General features: G+C 74.5%; 17 protein-coding genes and 2 pseudogenes. 10 read left to right on the top strand and 9 right to left on the bottom strand.

Annotated features, from left to right (window positions below; all coding sequences use genetic code 11):
- Positions 1–37: 37 nt before the first annotated feature.
- Together ACQ614_RS09935 and ACQ614_RS09930 are read right to left on the bottom strand one after the other, a co-directional pair.
- The gene (locus ACQ614_RS09935; protein ID WP_431678075.1) at positions 38–778 is read right to left on the bottom strand and encodes an RDD family protein; all 741 of its coding nucleotides are present in this window, start codon (positions 776–778) and stop codon (positions 38–40) included.
- 122 nt (positions 779–900) lie between these two features.
- Entirely contained in the window at positions 901–1,347 is a 447-nt protein-coding gene (locus tag ACQ614_RS09930) for a type II toxin-antitoxin system PemK/MazF family toxin (protein WP_431678074.1), read from the bottom strand.
- A gap of 78 nt (positions 1,348–1,425) precedes the next feature.
- Between ACQ614_RS09930 and ACQ614_RS09925 the strand changes: the two genes are divergently transcribed.
- Complete coding sequence (locus ACQ614_RS09925) at positions 1,426–2,187, top strand: class I SAM-dependent methyltransferase (protein ID WP_431678072.1); 762 nt, start codon at positions 1,426–1,428, stop codon at positions 2,185–2,187.
- Positions 2,188–2,213: 26 nt separating this feature from the next.
- Here ACQ614_RS09925 and ACQ614_RS09920 read toward each other — a convergent pair whose 3' ends face one another.
- On the bottom strand, positions 2,214–3,113 hold the full coding sequence (locus ACQ614_RS09920; protein ID WP_431678070.1) for a LysR substrate-binding domain-containing protein: 900 nt from the start codon (positions 3,111–3,113) through the stop codon (positions 2,214–2,216).
- Positions 3,114–3,185: 72 nt separating this feature from the next.
- On the opposite strand from ACQ614_RS09920, the gene ACQ614_RS09915 reads away from it, so the two are divergent.
- Positions 3,186–4,061 (top strand): dihydrodipicolinate synthase family protein, encoded by an 876-nt coding sequence (locus ACQ614_RS09915; protein WP_431678069.1) that lies wholly within the window; start codon positions 3,186–3,188, stop codon positions 4,059–4,061.
- Between the two features lie 277 nt (positions 4,062–4,338).
- Positions 4,339–5,367, top strand: a complete 1,029-nt coding sequence (locus ACQ614_RS09910; protein ID WP_263105851.1) for an aspartate-semialdehyde dehydrogenase — start codon at positions 4,339–4,341, stop codon at positions 5,365–5,367.
- An 89-nt stretch (positions 5,368–5,456) separates the two neighbouring features.
- On the opposite strand, the gene ACQ614_RS09905 is transcribed toward ACQ614_RS09910, so the two are convergent.
- Complete coding sequence (locus ACQ614_RS09905; protein ID WP_431678068.1) at positions 5,457–6,221, bottom strand: hypothetical protein; 765 nt, start codon at positions 6,219–6,221, stop codon at positions 5,457–5,459.
- Between the two features lie 164 nt (positions 6,222–6,385).
- Here ACQ614_RS09905 and ACQ614_RS09900 point away from each other — a divergent pair, with 164 nt between their 5' ends.
- Complete coding sequence (locus ACQ614_RS09900) at positions 6,386–7,573, top strand: NYN domain-containing protein (protein WP_431678066.1); 1,188 nt, start codon at positions 6,386–6,388, stop codon at positions 7,571–7,573.
- 44 nt (positions 7,574–7,617) lie between these two features.
- On the opposite strand, the gene ACQ614_RS09895 is transcribed toward ACQ614_RS09900, so the two are convergent.
- The 3 genes and pseudogenes from ACQ614_RS09895 to ACQ614_RS09885 form a co-directional block, all read right to left on the bottom strand.
- Positions 7,618–8,433, bottom strand: a complete 816-nt coding sequence (locus ACQ614_RS09895) for an ABC transporter permease (protein WP_431678065.1) — start codon at positions 8,431–8,433, stop codon at positions 7,618–7,620.
- A 24-nt stretch (positions 8,434–8,457) separates the two neighbouring features.
- Positions 8,458–9,342, bottom strand: a complete 885-nt coding sequence (locus tag ACQ614_RS09890) for an ABC transporter permease (protein ID WP_431678063.1) — start codon at positions 9,340–9,342, stop codon at positions 8,458–8,460.
- A gap of 8 nt (positions 9,343–9,350) precedes the next feature.
- Positions 9,351–10,172, bottom strand: a pseudogene (locus tag ACQ614_RS09885) (extracellular solute-binding protein); the annotation flags it as partial.
- Between ACQ614_RS09885 and ACQ614_RS09880 the strand changes: the two are divergent.
- The 4 genes and pseudogenes from ACQ614_RS09880 to ACQ614_RS09865 all read left to right on the top strand — a co-directional run.
- Positions 10,171–10,668 (top strand): annotated as a pseudogene (locus tag ACQ614_RS09880) (hypothetical protein); the annotation flags it as partial. The pseudogenes ACQ614_RS09885 and ACQ614_RS09880 sit on opposite strands and share 2 nt — an antisense overlap.
- Positions 10,669–10,833: 165 nt before the next feature.
- Entirely contained in the window at positions 10,834–11,772 is a 939-nt protein-coding gene (locus tag ACQ614_RS09875) for an ABC transporter ATP-binding protein (RefSeq protein WP_363491243.1), read from the top strand.
- Positions 11,769–12,569: an ABC transporter permease gene (locus ACQ614_RS09870; protein WP_431678062.1), complete on the top strand. Its 801-nt coding sequence runs from the start codon at positions 11,769–11,771 to the stop codon at positions 12,567–12,569. The genes ACQ614_RS09875 and ACQ614_RS09870 overlap by 4 nt, the downstream gene beginning before the upstream one ends.
- A 58-nt stretch (positions 12,570–12,627) precedes the next feature.
- Positions 12,628–13,296, top strand: coding sequence for a hypothetical protein (locus ACQ614_RS09865; protein WP_431678061.1), 669 nt, complete (start codon positions 12,628–12,630; stop codon positions 13,294–13,296).
- Positions 13,297–13,357: 61 nt separating this feature from the next.
- Here ACQ614_RS09865 and ybaK read toward each other — a convergent pair whose 3' ends face one another.
- Together ybaK and ACQ614_RS09855 are read right to left on the bottom strand one after the other, a co-directional pair.
- Positions 13,358–13,852: a Cys-tRNA(Pro) deacylase gene (gene ybaK / locus ACQ614_RS09860; RefSeq protein ID WP_363491076.1), complete on the bottom strand. Its 495-nt coding sequence runs from the start codon at positions 13,850–13,852 to the stop codon at positions 13,358–13,360.
- 52 nt (positions 13,853–13,904) lie between these two features.
- Complete coding sequence (locus ACQ614_RS09855; protein WP_431678059.1) at positions 13,905–14,633, bottom strand: LON peptidase substrate-binding domain-containing protein; 729 nt, start codon at positions 14,631–14,633, stop codon at positions 13,905–13,907.
- 205 nt (positions 14,634–14,838) lie between these two features.
- Between ACQ614_RS09855 and hisD the strand changes: the two genes are divergently transcribed.
- Positions 14,839–16,146: a histidinol dehydrogenase gene (hisD, locus tag ACQ614_RS09850; RefSeq protein WP_431678058.1), complete on the top strand. Its 1,308-nt coding sequence runs from the start codon at positions 14,839–14,841 to the stop codon at positions 16,144–16,146.
- A complete protein-coding gene (locus ACQ614_RS09845; protein WP_431678057.1) occupies positions 16,143–17,240 on the top strand; it encodes a histidinol-phosphate transaminase in 1,098 nt (365 codons plus the stop codon). The genes hisD and ACQ614_RS09845 overlap by 4 nt, the downstream gene beginning before the upstream one ends.
- Positions 17,241–17,246: the final 6 nt, after the last annotated feature.

Below are 17,246 nucleotides of genomic sequence, written 5' to 3'. Positions count from 1 at the left end.
GGGGGCGCGGAGAACCGCGCCCCCGGGTGGTGGGCCGTCAGCTTTCCTTGACCACCACGGTCCGCACGGCCTTGTCGTGCAGGCACTGCTGCAGAGGCCTGTCCCACAGCTGCCACATCGAGTCGAGTACCTGGAACAGCCACCCGATGCAGTACACGGCGCCGGGCACGGTGGCGACGGCCGAGCGTCCCCAGAGGGCGCTGTCGGTCGGCCGGCCGCCGGTCGCGGCGTCCACCACGCGCAGCCTCATCGCCTTCTTGCCGACCGTCTGGCCGTGCTGGGTGACCATCAGCGCCGCCTCGTACGCGAAGGCCAGCAGGCCGACGAAGAGATTTCCGAGGTACTCCCCGAGCAGGGCGTAGAGGATGACGGCCGGGATCAGCTGGATCGCGAGGTCGATCAGGCGGGCGACCAGGCGCTCCCCGGGCGGGGCGAGTACGCGGGTCCCCGGCGCGGGCGGCACACCGGGCGGCCCGGCCGGGGTGAGCCAGTGCGGCAGCGCCTGCGGCGGCTGCCCGTACCCCGGCGCACCGTACCCGGGAGCACCGTACCCGGGGGCGCCCTGTCCCGGGATGCCGTAGCCGGGCGCGCCGTACCCGGGGGCAGTGCTGCCGGGCTGCCCGTACGCACCGGGCCCGTAGCCCGGCGGTCCGGGCGGGGGAGGGGGCGGCGCACCGTAGCCCGGGGCGGGCGGCGGCTGGTGGCCCGCCTGCTGCGCATAGGGGTTCTGCTGAGGGTCCGTCGGATAGCCGTATCCCGACGGGTGGTTGGTGCTCACGTGTCCGGGCTCCCAGTGGTAGGTCGTCCGCCAGTTGTACCGAGGGCGTCCGGGAGCCGTGCGAAGATCGGCGAATCGTTACCGGCGGGGGCGGCCGGGTGCCGCCCCCGCCGGTGTGCGGTTCAGCGCCAGCGGTAGCGGCGGCGGAGGCTGTCGACGACCAGGTTGAAGCGGGCCCGGTCCAGGGCGCAGGCCTCGCGCCGCATGCCGCCGTCCCACACCCGCATGACGCGGTCCAGCGCCACCCAGGAGTCCCGGCCGGACTTGTCCCACGGGCCGGCGCCGATCGGCACCCAGTCGCGGTCGCCGTCGTGGCCCTTGCTGGACAGCATGACGGCGAGCAGGCTGCCGCCCTCCTCGCGCGCCACCACCAGCACCGGGCGGTCCTTGCCGCGGCCGTCCCGCTCCTCGTACGGCACCCACGTCCACACGATCTCGCCGGGGTCGGGGTCGCCGTCGTGCCGCGGCGAGTACTCGGTGCGGACCGGACCCACCTCGTACGCCTCGACCTCGACCGTCGCCTCGGGGCCGTAGCGGCCGGGCACGTCCTCGTTGATCAGCTCTGCCATGCGCGAAGGGTAGCGCCCGCGCCGTGTCCGCCCGATAAACGGTGGCCCCGGCCGCCTCCCGAGGGCGAGGATCGGGCCATGACGCGAACCTTCGACGACCTGGTGGCCGAGGCCGAGGCGGCCTCCGTGGAGGGCTGGGACTTCTCCTGGCTGGACGGCCGCGCCACCGAGCAGCGCCCCTCCTGGGGCTACCGGCGGCTGCTGCGCGGACGCCTCGCGCAGGTCGGCGCCGCCCTCGACCTGCAGACCGGCGGCGGCGAGGTGCTCGCCGGCGCCGCCCCCTTCCCGCCGCTGATGGCGGCCACCGAGGGCTGGCCGCCCAACCTGGCGAAGGCCACGGCGCTGCTGCACCCGCTCGGCGCGGTGGTGGTCGCGGCCCCCGAGGACCCGCCGCTGCCCTTCGCGGACGCCGCCTTCGACCTGGTGACCAGCCGTCACCCGGTGGTGCCGCACTGGGCGGAGATCGCCCGGGTGCTGCGGCCCGGCGGCAGCTACTTCGCCCAGCACGTCGGCCCGGCGAGCGTGTTCGAGCTGGTCGAGTACTTCCTCGGGCCGCTGCCGGAGGCCGTCCTCCGCGGCCGCCACCCGGACGACGAGCGGGCCGCGGCCGAGGCCGCCGGTCTGGAGGTCGTCGACCTGCGCACCGAGCGGCTGCGGATCGAGTTCCACGACATCGGCGCGGTGGTCTGGTTCCTGCGCAAGGTGATCTGGATGGTCCCCGGCTTCACCGTCGCGCAGTACCGCGACCGGCTGCACGACCTGCACGGACTCATCGAGGCCGAGGGCCCGTTCACCGCCCACTCGGCCCGCACCCTGGTCGACGCCCGCAAGCCGGCCTGAGCCCGGGGCGCCGCCCCGCGGCCCGGTCAGCCCTGCGGGATGCCGCCGCCGAGCTCCGGCGGGACGGCCGAGTGCAGGGCCGCGGTGAAGGCGGCGACCGCCGGATGGGCCGCGGCGCCGGCCCGGAAGGCGGTGCGGGTGCGCCGGTGCATCGGCAGGCGGGTGAGGACGACGCCCGCCGGCGGTCCGGGCACCGTGCCCAGGTGCGGGACGAGCGCGACCCCCTGGCCGACCGCCACCAGCGCGAGGACGGTGGTGAAGTCGTCCACGTGGTGCCGCACCCGCGGGGTGAACCCGGCCCGCTCGCAGGCCCGCAGCGCCATCGCGTGGCAGAGCGTGCCCACCGGCCCCATGATCCACGGCGAGCCGCGGTGCTCGGCGACCGTGCCCGGGGCGGCCGCGGCCAGGTACATCGGTTCGGTGAACACCGGCTGGGTGAGTGCAAGGCCGGGCTCCGGTTCCGCCGGCACCAGGTCGTACTCGTGGACCAGGGCGACGTCCAGCTCGCCGGCCCGCAGCGCGGCCGCCACGGCGGCCGGGTCGACCTCGGAGACCATCGGCTCCAGCCCCGGATGGCGGGCGGCCAGCCCGGCGAGCGCGGCCGGGACGATCGCGCGGGCCGCCGACGGGTAGGTGCCGATCCGCAGCGGCCCGGCCAGGCCGCGGCGGGCGTGCGCGAGTTCGGCCGAGGCCTGCTCCAGCCGCTCCAGCACCGCCTCGGCGTGCCGCACCAGGTTGCGCCCCGCGGGGGTGAGCGCGACCCGGCGGCCGGTGCGTTCCAGCAGCGGCACCCCGGCCTCCTTCTCCAGCACGGACAGCTGCTGGGACACGGCGGACGGACTGAAGGCGAGCGCCTCGGCGACGGCGGCGATCGTGCCGTGGTGGGCGAGTTCGCGCAGCAGGCGCAGGCGGCGGACGTCGAGCATCGGCTCAGCTTACGAGAAGCCTCGGAAATGTGAACTGGACCTGCAGTGTGCCGGGGCGTCAGGCTCGACGGCATGGACTTGCACGGGATTCACGTACCGCTGGTCACCCCCTTCGCCGCGGACGGCTCCGTCGCCGCCGACGCCCTGGAGCGGCTGGCCGGCGAGCTGCTGTCCGCCGGCGCGGCCGGCCTGGTGGCACTGGGCACGACCGGGGAGCCGGGCTCCCTGGACGAGCACGAGAAGCGCACCGTCGTCGAGGTGCTGGCGCCGGTCTGCCGGGCCCACGGAGCCCCGCTGGCGGTCGGCGTCGGCGCCGGCGACACCCGCCGCACCGCCGAGGCGCTGGCCGCCCTGGACGGCGTGGCCGACGCGGCGCTGGTGACGGTGCCGGCCTTCGTCCGCCCCGGCCCGGCCGGGGTGCTGGCGCACTTCCGGTACCTCGCCGAGCGCAGCCCCGTCCCGCTGATCGTCTACCACATCCCGTACCGCACCGGGCAGCGGCTCGACGCGGACGTGCTGGACGAGGTGCTGCGACTGCCGGGAGTGGCCGGGATGAAGTACGCGGGCGGCGCCGTCGACGACACCGCGGTCGACCTGCTCGGCCGAGGGCACCGCGGGGTGCTGGCCGGCGACGACGTCCAGCTCTCCGCGATGATGGCGATCGGCGCCGAGGGCGGCATCCTGGCCTCCGCCCACCTCGCCACCGGCCGGTACGCCGAACTGGCCGACGCCTGGCACAAGGGCGAGGCCGCCCGCGCCCGGGAACTGGGCCACCGGCTGGCCGTCCTCGCCCGCGCGGCCTTCGCCGAACCCAACCCGGCGGTCGTCAAGGGCGTCCTGCACGCCCAGGGCCGCATCCCCACCCCCGACGTCCGCCTGCCCCTGCTCCCCGCCACCCCCGCCGCCGTCACCACCGCCCTCACCCGCCTCGCCGCAGTAACGGGCTGAGAGCCCGGTACCCCCGGGGGCTGCACCACTGGGACCCGGCAAGTTCGGCAACGAATTGTTTTCGGACGAATCCCCGTCCGCGCCGACGGGACCCGGACATCTTGCGGAGCCCGTGCACCGAACCCGCAGGGGCTCCCGGCCGCGGGCCGCAGGCCGTCCCGCGTGGCCGCCCACACCGTGGGACACCGCGACGGGCCGCGCCGGTGACAAGGCATGATGGCAGGGTGCGGACGGCGATCAAGCACAACCCGATCGAGCACGACATGGAGGAAACGCAATGAGGATCGGCATCGTTGGGGCCACCGGCCAGGTCGGCGGCGTCGTCCGCGAGATCCTGGCGGAACGGGACTTCCCGGTCGAGCAGCTGCGGCTGTTCGCCTCGGCGCGGTCCGCCGGGCGCACGCTGCCGTGGCAGGACACCGAGGTGACCGTCGAGGACGCGGCCACCGCGGACTACAGCGGCCTCGACATCGTGATCTTCTCGGCCGGCGGCTCCACCTCGAAGGCGCTCGCCCCGAAGGTCGCCGCCGCGGGCGCCGTCGTCGTCGACAACTCCTCCGCCTGGCGCCGCGACCCCGAGGTGCCGCTGGTCGTCGCCGAGGTCAACCCGCAGGCGATCGCCGACCGCCCCAAGGGCATCATCGCCAACCCGAACTGCACCACCATGGCCGCCATGCCGGTGCTGCGCCCGCTGCACGAGGAGGCCGGCCTGGTCTCCCTGGTGGTCTCCACCTACCAGGCGGTGTCCGGCAGCGGTCTGGCCGGCGTGTCCGAGCTGCACGACCAGGCGTCCAAGGTGGTGGACGGCGCGACCGCGCTGGTCCACGACGGCTCCGCGGTCGAGTACCCGGCGCCGGGTGTCTACAAGCGCCCGATCGCCTTCAACGTCGTCCCGCTGGCCGGCTCGATCGTCGAGGACGGCTCCAACGAGACCGACGAGGAGCAGAAGCTCCGCCACGAGAGCCGCAAGATCCTCGGCATCCCGGAGCTGAAGGTCTCCGGCACCTGCGTGCGCGTCCCGGTCTTCACCGGCCACTCGCTGCAGGTGAACGCCCGCTTCGCCCGCCCGGTCGCCCCGGAGCGCGCGGTGGAGCTGCTGACCGGTGCGCCCGGTGTCGAGCTCACCGACATCCCGACCCCGCTGCAGGCGGCCGGCCAGGACCCGACCTACGTCGGCCGCATCCGGGTGGACGAGACCGTCGACAACGGCCTGTCGCTGTTCCTCTCCAACGACAACCTGCGCAAGGGCGCCGCGCTCAACGCGGTGCAGATCGCCGAGCTGGTCGCCGCCGAGCTCCGCGGCTGACCGCCCCCGCACCTGCGGCCCTGTTCCCGCTCCGGCGGGGGCAGGGCCGTCCGCGTCCGCGGTGCAGGTCGGTGCCCGGGCGGGGTCGGCTACCGGCCTCCGGCGACCGGCATCTCCGCGGACACCGCGTCGCCCGTCCACTTGTCGCCCGGGGTGTACCACTGGAAGTCGCCGGGCCCGGCGACCGTGACCATCGCCTTCACCGTGCCGGAGCCGGTGGAGACCGCCTTGGCGACGGTCGTCCAGCGGTGCGAGCCCTCGGGCCGGAACTGCAGGTACGCCACGCCGTCCTTGTAGCCGTGGAAGCGGTTGTCCGACCAGAACGCGCGGGCCAGCCAGCCCTGCACGGTGATCCTCTGCCCGGCCTTCGCCTTCGCCGGCACGCCCGAGCCGGACAGCTTCGCCGCCCGCTTCAGCGAGAACCCGCCGGCCGTCTTGGCGACGTACCGGTCCCCGTCGTTGGCCTTCACCTGCAGGTCGACGAACCAGGTGCCGGCCTCGTCGTTGAAGATCTGCTTCTCCACCGGGTCCACGGTCACCGTGCCGCGGCAGACCGACTCCGTGGCGGAGGAGGCGGTGCAGCGCATCGGGCCCACCTTCAGCACCCCGTAGTTGGGACCCCACACGCCCACCGGGTCGACCGATCGGATGCCCGAGTCGTCCCGGGCCTCGACGACCAGCGGGAAGGTCAGCGCCTTCTGCGGCCCCAACAGGATCGGCTTGCCGTTGTTGACGGTGACCGCGGTGACCGCGGTGTCCCCGCGGGAACGGTCGGTGGTGATGGTGGGCACAGCCAGCACGGCCACTGCCGCACCGGCCGCCGCCGCGCTCAGGGCCCAGGAACTCTTCCGCATGATCCCCCCAGTATCGCCGCAGGCCATCGGTGCTCCTGCACGGCCCCGGGCGTCCGCAGCGGTTCGGCGGCGCCTCCGAGGGTAAGCACTGCCCAATTCCCCACGCCCGCCAGGGGCGTCCCACCCCCGCCCCACCGGGGGTCGTTCGGAGGAGAGGAGCGGACGTGGACCGCTGCGTAGTCCTCGTCGACGCCGGCTACCTGCTGGGCGCCGCCGCCAGCCTGCTGGTGGGCGAGCCCAGCAGGTCGCGGGTGGCCGTCGACCACGCCGTGCTGATCTCCGCCCTGCGCGAGCGGGCCGAGGCCGAGACCGGCCTGCCACTGCTGCGGGTGTACTGGTTCGACGCCGCCCCCGAGCGGCGCCCGCTGCCCGAGCACCGGCGGCTGCGGGTGCTGCCGCGGGTCACCGTCCGCCTCGGTGCGCTGACCCGCGCCGAGGGCCGCTGGGTGCAGAAGGGCGTGGACGCGGCCATGCACGCCGAGCTCACCGAACTCGCCCGCAACCACGCCTGCACCGACGTGGTGCTGGTCACCGGCGACGGCGACCTGCTGCCCGGTGTGATGTCCGCCAAGGAGCACGGCGTCGCCGTCCACCTGTGGGCGCTGCAGGCCGCCGACGGCGACTTCAACCAGTCCGAGGACCTCGTCGCCGAGGCCGACGAGCGGCGGGTCCTGGACCGCGCCTGGATGGAGCGGTGGGTACGGCTGCGCGAGCTGCCCGCGCCGTTCCCCGCCCCCGGCACCGGGCAGCGGATCGCCGGCATCCTCGCCGCCGCCCCCGGCGTGCCCGCCTCCTCGCCGGCCGACCCGGCGCCCGGCCGCCCGCAGCCCGCCGCCGCGCTCAAGGTGGTCCCCACCCCGAAGGACCTCGCGGTGCGCTCCGCCGCCGAGCGCGTCACGGCCGACCGCGCGGCCGCCGCCCACGGCGGGCCGGTGCTGCGCTGGACCTCCGACCGCGGCTGGGTCGACCGCCCGGCCGCCGACACCCCTGCCACGGCCGCCGACGGCCTGCCCACCCTCGCCCAGATCACCACCTCGGCCGAGCGCTGGGCCGACCGCGAGGAGGACATCACCAGCGTCGGCGGCGACGCCCACGAAGTGGGCCAGGTCTTCGCCCGCCGCTGGATCGACCGGCTCGGCACGGTCGACCGGCTCACCGTCCTGTGGACGGACTACCCGCGCATCCCGCACCGCCTCGACGGCGAACTGCTGCGATACGCGGCCCGCTTCGGCCTGCTCGCGCACAAGGACGACCAGATAGACGAGGCCGACCGCTACGCGATCCGGGACGGCTTCTGGAAGGAACTCGCCACCCGCGTCCCCGGCGGCCAGGCCGCGATGGCCGACGACTGACCGAGCGCCCCTGAACCGACCACCGAGCGTCCTGAAGGTTTGCCCTAGAGCCGGCCGCCGCCGGAGCTGTCGGCGGAGAGCCGCTGGGCCAGGTAGATCGGTACCACCGAGAGCAGCACCAGCACCGCCGCGACCACGCTCACCACCGGTGCCTGCTGCGGCCTGGCCATGTTGGAGAAGATCCACACCGGCAGGGTCTGCACCCCGGGGCCGGCGGTGAAGGTCGTCACCACGATCTCGTCGAAGGACAGCGCGAAGGCGAGCAGCCCGCCCGCCAGCAGCGCCGAGCGGATCATCGGGAAGGTCACGTCCGCGAACGTCCGGAAGGTGTTCGCGCCCAGGTCCATCGCGGCCTCCTGGTACGAGCCGGAGGTGCGGCGCAGCCGGGCGGCCACGTTGTTGAAGACCACCACGATGCAGAAGGTGGCGTGGCCGACGACCACGGTGAACATGCCGAGGCCCACGCCGAGCGGCTCCAGCACGGTGCGGAAGGCGGTGTTGAGGGCGACGCCGGTGATGATGCCGGGCAGCGCGATCGGCAGCACCACCGCGAAGGACACCGCCTCCCGGCCGAAGAAGCGGTACCGCTGGACGGCGAAGGCGATCAGGGTGCCGAGAACGAGCGCGATCGCGGTGGCGCCGGCCCCGGCCCTGACCGAGGTCCACAGGGCGTCGCGGGCGCCGGTGCTGCGCCAGGCCTCGCCCCACCAGTGCAGGGTGAGGCCGGGCGGGGGCCAGCTCGCGCTGCGGTCGGGGTTGAGCGAATTGACCAGGACGAGCAGCAGCGGGAGGTAGATCGCCGCGAAGCCGAGCCCGGCGGCGATCCGCAGGGCGATCCGTGCGGGGCGGGAGAAATTCATGGGGGGCCTTCGCTGTGCGGGCCGTCAGAGGCTGCTGAGGGCTCCGGTGCGGCGCACCGCGAGCAGGTACAGGACGATGACCAGCACCGGGACGGTGCCGAGGGCCGCGGCCATCGGCAGGTCCAGGGTGATGTTGGAGTAGATGAGGTTGCCGATCAGCTGGGTCTTCCCGCCGACGATCTGCACGGCGATGTAGTCGCCGAGGCTGAGCGAGAAGGTGAAGACGGAGCCGGCGGCGACCGAGGGCAGCAGCATCGGCAGGACCACCGAGCGCAGGGTGCGGCCGGTGCCGGCGCCGAGGTCGGCGGAGGCCTCCAGCAGGTTGTCCGGCAGGTTCTCCAGGCCGTTGTGCAGGGGGAGGATCATGTACGGCAGCCAGAGGTAGGTCAGCACCATGACCGTCGCGGTGAGGCCGTAGCCGGGGCCCTGCATTCCGAGCGGGGCGAGCATCCAGTCCAGCACGCCGCCCTCGGCGAGGATGAGCCGCCAGGCGTACGCCTTGACCAGGTAGCTCGCCCACAGCGGGGTGAGGATGGCGACCACCAGCAGCGGCCGCCACCGGGGCTTGGCGATGCGCGCGGTGAAGAAGGCGATGGGCAGGGCGATGACGGCGCACAGCGCGGTCACCGCGAGGGCGACGCCGATGCTCCGCAGGGCGACCCGGTGGTAGACGTCGGTGGTGAGCAGGGCGGTGAAGTTGTCGGTGTTCCAGACCTTCACGACGCTGGAGGTGAAGGTGTCGGTCGTCCAGAACGCCGACATCAGCAGGACGGCGAGGGAGCCGAGGTAGGCCAGGGCGAGCCAGGCCAGCGGGGCGGAGAGCAGCAGGGACAGCTGCAGCCGGGGCCGGCGGTGCAGTGCCCCGGCGAGCCGCCGGACGGGTCCGGCGGCCGGCACGGTGGTCGTCATGGTGCGGCTCAGCCCTTGATCCCGGCCCAGGCCTGCACCCACTCCTGGTAGGGCACGCACTTGGCGTCCTTGCGGCCGTCGACGCAGTTGGCGACCGGCGTGGTCCAGAAGTGGACGTTCTTCCAGTAGGGCTCGTCGGCGGCGTGGTAGGTGGTGCAGTGGTCCTTGGCGGCGGTCTGCTCGCAGGACTTCGCGTTCGCGGGCGCCTCGCCGAAGTACTCGGCGACCTGGGCGTTCACCTTCGGGGAGATGATCCAGTCCAGCCACTTGTAGGCGCAGTTCGGGTGCTTGGCCTTGGCGGAGACCATCCAGGTGTCGGACCAGCCGGTGGCGCCCTCCTTCGGCAGTACGGCGGCGACCGGTGCCTTCTCGGCCTGCGCGGTGTTGACGATCACCTGCCAGCTGGTTCCCACCAGGGAGTCGCCGCTCTTGAACGCGGAGATCTCCTTGAGGCAGGCGCTCCAGTACTCGCCGACGTTGGCGTTCTGGTCCTTGAGCAGTGCGACGGCCGCGTCGAACTGCGTGCGGTCCAGCGCGTACGGGTTGGTGATGCCGAGCTCCGGCTTCGTCCTCATCAGGTAGAGCGCGGCGTCGGCGATGTAGATGGGGGAGTCGTACGCGGTGACCTTGCCCTTGTACGCCGCGGCCTTGTCGAAGACCACCGACCAGGAGTCGGGTGCGGGGGAGACCTTCTCGGTGTTGTACATCAGCAGGTTGGCGCCGCGGCCGTGCGGGATGCCGTAGGAGACGCCGTCGACGGAGTTCCAGGCCTGGTTCTTCAGGCCGGCGAAGACGTCGGCGTAGTTCGGGACGAGGGCGGTGTTCACCGCCTGGCTGGAGTGGTGGCAGAGCAGCGCCGACGGGACCGTCCGCCCGCTGCTGCTCGACCTCGACCCCGGCCACTCCGCGTACTCCGACTACACCCACTGGGACTGGTACGCACTGCCCCGCGACACCGGCCTGCGCGCGGTCGCCGGCCCGTACGTCGACTACCTGTGCTCGGACGAGTACAGCCTCACCCTCTCCGCACCCGTGACGATCGACGGCGCCTTCGCCGGGGTCACCGCCGCCGACGTCTACCTCTCGCACTTCGAGGCGGCCGTGATGCCCGTCCTGCGCGAGCTGCCCGGGCCCGCCTGCCTGGTCAACGCCCGCGGCCGGGTCGCCGTCTCCACCGACACCCGCTACCTGGCCGGCTCGCTGCTGCGCGGCCCGGACTTCGCGGCGGTGCTCACCGGCCCCGACGGCGGCGCCGACCACCACGGCGCCCGGCTGCGCCCCTGCGGCAGCATCCCGATCGTCCTCGCCACCGCCCCGGCCGGCTGACCGCGCCCCGGTGGTCCCCACCGGCCCGACCGGCCCCCGTGCCCGGTTCGGGCGCCGCGGAGCGTAAAGTCTTCTCGCGTGAGCGACACCGACCGGCAGGCACCCCCGGACCCGCCGCCGGCCCGGGACACCCTTCCGGGCCCGGCCTGCTGCACCGTCCGCGGACTGGCCAAGACCTACCGCAGCGGCAGCGGCACCAAGGCCGTCGAGGTCCGCGCGAACGCCGGGATCGACCTGACCGTGCGGCGCGGCGAGATCTTCGGCCTGCTCGGCCCGAACGGCGCCGGCAAGTCCACCCTGGTGCGCCAGCTCACCGGCCTGCTCCGCCCGGACGCCGGCACCGTCGACATCCTCGGCCACGACGTCGTCCGCCACCCCGAGCGGGCCGCCCGGCTGCTCGCCTATCTCGGCCAGGAGTCCACCGCGCTGGACGAGCTGACCGTCGCCCTCGCCGCCGAGACCACCGGACGGCTGCGCGGCCTGGGCCGCGCACAGGCCCGCGCCGAGGCCGCCGAGGTGCTCGCCGAACTCGGCCTGGAGCCGCTCGCCGCCCGCCCGCTCGCCAAGCTCTCCGGCGGCCAGCGCCGCCTCGCCTGCTTCGCCGCCGCCCTGGTCGGCGAGCGGCCGCTGCTCGTCCTCGACGAACCCACCACCGGCATGGACCCGGTCGCCCGGCGCGCCGTCTGGTCCGCCGTGGACCGCCGCCGCGCCGAGCGCGGCACCACCGTCCTGCTGGTCACCCACAACGTGATCGAAGCCGAGACGGTGCTCGACCGGGTCGCCGTCGTCGACGACGGCCGGGTCATCGCCTGCGACACCCCGGGCGGCCTGAAGGCCCTGGTCGACGGCGACGTCCGGCTCGACCTGGTGTGGCGCACCGACGCCCCGCTCGACGTCCCCGCCGTCGCCGAACTCGCCGCCCGGGCCGAGCGCACCGGCCGCCGCTGGACCGTCCGCACCACCCCCGAGCAGGCCCGCGAGCTGGTCGCCGCGGTCACCAGCGGCAGCGCCTTCGCCGCCCTCGACGACTTCACCCTGGCCACCCCCAGCCTGGAGGACGCCTACCTCAAGCTCGGCGGACGGCACAAAGGACTCGCCAAGTGACGCTCCTCGACACCCCGGCGCCCGCCGCCGTCGCAGCCCCCGCCGAGCTCGCCCCCGCCGCCCGGCTGCTGCCCTCGCTCGCCGCGGTCTACCGCGCCCAGCTGGCCCGCGCCAAGGTGGCCCGCATCCCGCTGCTCTTCGTGGCCACCTTCCAGTCGCTCGGCATCCTGGTGATGATGCGCGGCGTCGTCGACCCCGGCGACAACCCGGCCGCGCACGCCGTGGTGGCCGGCTCGGCCGTCCTGGTCGTCGCCTTCGTCGCGCTCAACCTGCTCGCCCAGTACTTCGGCCGGCTGCGCGCCACCGGCGGCCTCGACCACTACGCCACCCTGCCGGTGCCGCCGGCCGCCGTGGTGCTCGGCGCGGCCGGCGCCTACGCCTCCTTCACCCTCCCCGGCACCCTGGTCACCGCGGCGGCCGGCGCCTGGCTCTTCGACCTGCCCGTCGGCCACCTGTGGGTGCTGCTCGCGGTCGTCCCGCTCGCCGGGGCGGCCCTCTCCGGACTCGGCGCCGCCTGCGGCCTGCTCGCCAAGCGCCAGGAGATCGCCACCCTGCTCGGCCAGCTCGGCATGTCCGCCGCGCTGCTGCTCGGCGTGCTGCCGGCCGGCAACCTGCCGGAGCCCGTCCGCTGGCTGCGCGACCTGCTGCCCTCCACCTACGGCGTGGAGGCCTTCGCCCGCACCTTCGCCCCGTCGCCGGACTGGGCCGCCGTCCTCGGCGACCTCGCCGTCTGCGGCGCCGTCGGCCTCTGCTCGCTCACCGCGGCCACCTGGGCGTACCGGAGGGCCACCCGCTGACCGTGCGACGGCGCGCCCGACCCGACCGCTTCGCGCCCGGTCGTGAAACGATGGCCCGGTGACCGCACCGAACACACCTACGGGCCCGGGCGCCGAGCCGGCCGCCCCGCACGACCCGTTCGCCCCGCCGCCCCCACCCGCACCACGGGAGCGGCCGAAGCGCGCCCTGCTCCCCGAGCTGCGGATCGGTGCGCTGATCACGGTCGCCGGGGCGCTGCTCGGTGTGGTGCTCGGACTGCTCTGGCTCTGGCTGGCCCCGCGGGTGGGCCTGGTCGTCAAGGGCGAGCAACTGCTGTACGCGGACCCGGAGGGCGAGCAGCGGGCCGGCGCCGACAGCGTCTTCGCCCTGCTCGGCCTCGGCGCGGGCGTGGTCACCGCGCTGGCCGCCTTCCTGTCGACCCGCCGCCGCGGCGGCGGCATCGCGGTGGCTGTTGGCCTCGCGCTCGGCGGCCTGGCCGGCTCGGTGATCGCCTGGCAGCTCGGCACGCGCCTCGGCCCGACCTCCGACCTGGTCGCGCACGCCCGGCAGGCCGGCGACGGCGGCCGGTTCAGCGCCCCGCTGGAGCTCGGCGCACACGGCGCCCTGCTGGTGTGGCCGATGACGGCCATGGTGCTGCTGCTCGTCCTGTCCGCCGCCTTCGGCAAACGCGAGGAGGACCCGCCCCCGTACTGGGCCTCCCCGCAGCCCTGGGCCCACCACCCGCAGGAGCCGCCCGTCGGCGAGTGACCGGGCAACCGCATCAGGGGGCGCGGGAACTGCCCTGGGTGGTGCCCTCGCAGGGTGCGGGTCAGCGGCCGATCGGTGCGGTGTGCGCCTTCGTCAGGGCCACCAGGTCGGCCGGGGCGAGTTCGACCTCCAGGCCGCGGCGGCCGGCCGAGACGAACACCGTCGGGTGGCCGAGCGCGCTCTCGTCCAGCACCGTGCGCAGTGCCCGCCGCTGCCCGAGCGGGGAGATGCCGCCGCGTACGTAGCCGCTGCTGCGCTCGGCTGCCGCCGGGTCGGCCATCGCCGCCCGCTTGCCGCCGACCGCCGCCGCCAGGGCCTTGAGGTCGAGCTGCCCGGAGACCGGCACGATGCCCACGGTCAGGGCGCCGTCCACGTCGGCGACCAGCGTCTTGAACACCCGCCCGGCCGGGATGCCCAGGAGCTCGGCGGCCTCCCCGCCGTAGGAGGCCGCGGCCGGGTCGTGGTCGTAGGCGTGCACGGTGTACGCGACTCCGGCGGCCTCCAGGGCGACGGTGGCCGGGGTGCCCTGGCCGCCCTTCCTGGTCTTCTTCGCCATCGGCGGCCCTCCTGGGCTCGGTCGGTCGGCCGGGTCGGTCGGCCGGGTCAGGTCAGTTGGGGCTGAAGGCCTGGCGGGTGAGGTCCGCGGCCGGCAGGGAGGGCAGCCAGGTCAGCAGCGCGGTCTCCCGGCGGAGCAGTTCCAGCTCGACGGTGAGCCGCTGCGCGGTGTCCGGGGCGGCCAGCAGTTCCTGCTTGACCGGCGCGGGCAGCACGGTGGCGGCCGCCACCAGGTAGGACAGCACCTGCGGGTCGAGCGGCAGGTCGGAGTCGCCGGCGAGGCTCGCCTCCCGCGCCCCGGCGAGCCGCTTGCGGTACTCCCGGAAGGCCCGTTCCACCGCTGCGGCGAGCGCCCCCGAGCCCTCGCCGGGCGGCTCGTCCAGCGGCTCGGTCTCGCCCACCAGGTAGGCGCCGCCCGCGTCGATCGAGGTCAGGGTGAACCGGGTGGTGCCGGTGACCAGCAGCTCGTAGCCGCCGTCGGACTGCCGGCGGGCGGAGGTGACGTCCGCGACACAGCCGACCTTGTAGAGCGCCTCCAGCGGGTCGCCGGTGGCGGTGCCCAGCCCGTCCAGCGGACCGGCCGGGCCGTCGTTCTCCCGGACGGGGGCGACCTCGCGCCCGTCCCGGATGGCGATCACCCCGAAACGGCGCGGTTCCTCCTCGGGCCGGTCGAGCAGGTCGGCGACGAGTCGGCGGTAGCGCTCCTCGAAGACGTGCAGGGGCATCACCAGGCCCGGGTAGAGGACCGAGTTGAGCGGGAAGAGCGGCAGCCGTTCTGTCACGGCGCACAGCGTAGTTGCCGCAGGCCCCGGCGACCTCGCCCTTTTGCCGCAGAGCGCGTCCGGCCGCGGCCGCAGAGCGCGTCCCGGCCGCGCCGGGCGGGGACCCCGGCGCGCACCGCGGGCTCCGCGCCCCCGTGTCTCAGCCTTCGTATCACGGACTGAAATGCGCGGCCGCCGTTTCCGGCCACTCCTTACACTGGGCCGTGTGATCTCTCGAATCGACCTGCGCGGCTCCGTTTCGGACCCGCGCGACCTGCTGCCCCGTGCCGAGTTCGACGTGGAGGCCGCCCTGGAGAAGGTGCGGCCGATCTGCGAGGACGTACGCCATCGCGGGGTCGCGGCACTGGTCGAGATCACCGAGCGCTTCGACGGAGTGAAGCTCGAGTCCACCAAGGTGTCCGAGGAGCGGATCACCGCCGCCCTGGAGAGCCTCGACCCGAAGGTGCGCGCCGCGCTGGAGGAGTCGATCCGCCGCGCCCGCCTCGTCCACCGCGAGCAGCGCCGCACCGACCACACCACCGAGGTGGTGCCGGGCGGCACGGTCACCGAGCGCTGGGTGCCGGTCGACCGGGTCGGCCTGTACGTGCCGGGCGGCCTCGCGGTCTACCCGTCCTCCGTGGTGATGAACGTCGTCCCCGCGCAGGAGGCCGGGGTGCCCGGCATCGCCGTCTCCTCCCCGCCGCAGAAGGAGTTCGGCGGCAGCGTCCACCCGACGATCCTGGCCGCCTGCGCGCTGCTCGGCGTCACCGAGGTGTACGCGGTCGGCGGCGCCCAGGCGGTCGCCATGTTCGCCTACGGCACCGAGGAGTGCCGCCCGGTCAACCTGGTGACCGGCCCCGGCAACATCTACGTCGCCGCCGCCAAGCGCCTGCTCAAGGGCCGGATCGGCATCGACGCCGAGGCCGGCCCGACCGAGATCGCGGTCCTCGCGGACGAGACCGCCTCCCCGCGCGAGGTCGCCGCCGACCTGGTCAGCCAGGCCGAGCACGACCCGATGGCCGCCTCCGTGCTGGTCACCGACTCGCTCGCGCTCGCCGACGCGGTCGAGGCCGAGCTGGAGACCCAGGTCGCGAACACCAAGCACCGCGAGCGGGTCGCCACCGCCCTCGGCGGCAAGCAGTCCGGCATCGTCCTGGTCGACGACGTCGAGCAGGGCCTCGACGTGGTCAACGCCTACGCCGCCGAGCACCTGGAGATCCAGACCCGCGACGCCCGTGCGGTCGCCGCCCGGGTCCGCAACGCCGGCGCGGTTTTCATCGGCAGCTACGCCCCGGTCTCGCTCGGCGACTACGCGGCCGGCTCCAACCACGTGCTGCCCACCGGCGGCTGCGCCTGCCACTCCTCCGGCCTGTCCGTGCAGTCCTTCCTGCGCGGCATCCACGTCGTGGACTACTCCCGCGAGGCGCTGGCGGACGTCGCCGCGCACGTGGTGAACCTCGCGAACGCCGAGGACCTGCCCGGCCACGGTGACGCCATCCGGGCCCGCTTCGACTGGACGGTGCCCAACTCTTGAAGATCGACGACCTCCCCATCCGCGACGAACTTCGCGGACAGTCCCCGTACGGTGCGCCGCAGCTCGACGTCCCCGTCCAGCTGAACACCAACGAGAACCCGTACCCGCTGCCCGAGCCGCTGGTCGCCCGGATCGCCGAGCGGGTCGCCGAGGCAGCCCGCCACCTCAACCGCTACCCGGACCGGGACGCCGTCGAGCTGCGCGAGGGCCTCGCCGCCTACCTCACCCGCACCACCGGCCACGCCGTCACCCGGCAGCAGGTCTGGGCCGCCAACGGCTCCAACGAGGTCCTCCAGCAGCTGCTGCAGACCTTCGGCGGCCCCGGCCGCACCGCGCTCGGCTTCGAGCCCTCGTACTCGATGCACGCGCTGATCTCCCGCGGCACCGGCACCGGCTGGATCTCCGGCCCGCGCAACGAGGACTTCACCATCGACCTCGACGCGGCCCGCGCCGCGATCGCCGAGAAGCGGCCGAACGTCCTCTTCATCTGCTCGCCGAACAACCCGACCGGCACCGCCGTCGCCGCCGACACCGTCCTCGCCCTGTACGAGGCCGCACAGGCCGCCCGGCCCAGCCTGGTGATCGTCGACGAGGCGTACGTCGAGTTCTCGCACCGCGACTCGCTGCTGCCGCTGATCGAGGGCCGCCCCAACCTGGTGGTCTCCCGCACCATGTCGAAGGCGTTCGGCGCGGCGGGCCTGCGGCTCGGCTACCTGGCCGCCGACCCGGCCGTGGTCGACGCCGTGCAGCTCGTCCGGCTGCCCTACCACCTGTCGGCCGTCACCCAGGCCACCGCGCTCGCCTGCCTGGAGCACACCGACACCCTGCTCGGCTACGTCGAGCAGCTCAAGGCCGAGCGGGACCGCGTCGTCGACGCCCTGCGCGGCCTCGGCGTCGAAGTCACCGACTCCGACGCCAACTTCATCCAGTTCGGCCGCTTCGCCGACACCCACGCCGTGTGGCAGGCGATCCTCGACCGCGGCGTGCTCGTCCGCGACAACGGCGTCCCCGGGTGGCTGCGCGTCACCGCCGGCACCCCCGCCGAGAACGACGCCTTCCTGGACGCCGTCCGTCTCGTGATCAAGGAGCTGTAACCCCGC

The sequence above is a fragment of the Kitasatospora dryopteridis genome (genome assembly GCF_050749075.1).
Classification (GTDB): domain Bacteria; phylum Actinomycetota; class Actinomycetes; order Streptomycetales; family Streptomycetaceae; genus Kitasatospora.
The sequence above is the reverse complement of the archived record's forward strand: the minus strand, read 5'-3'. Positions and strand labels throughout refer to the sequence as shown.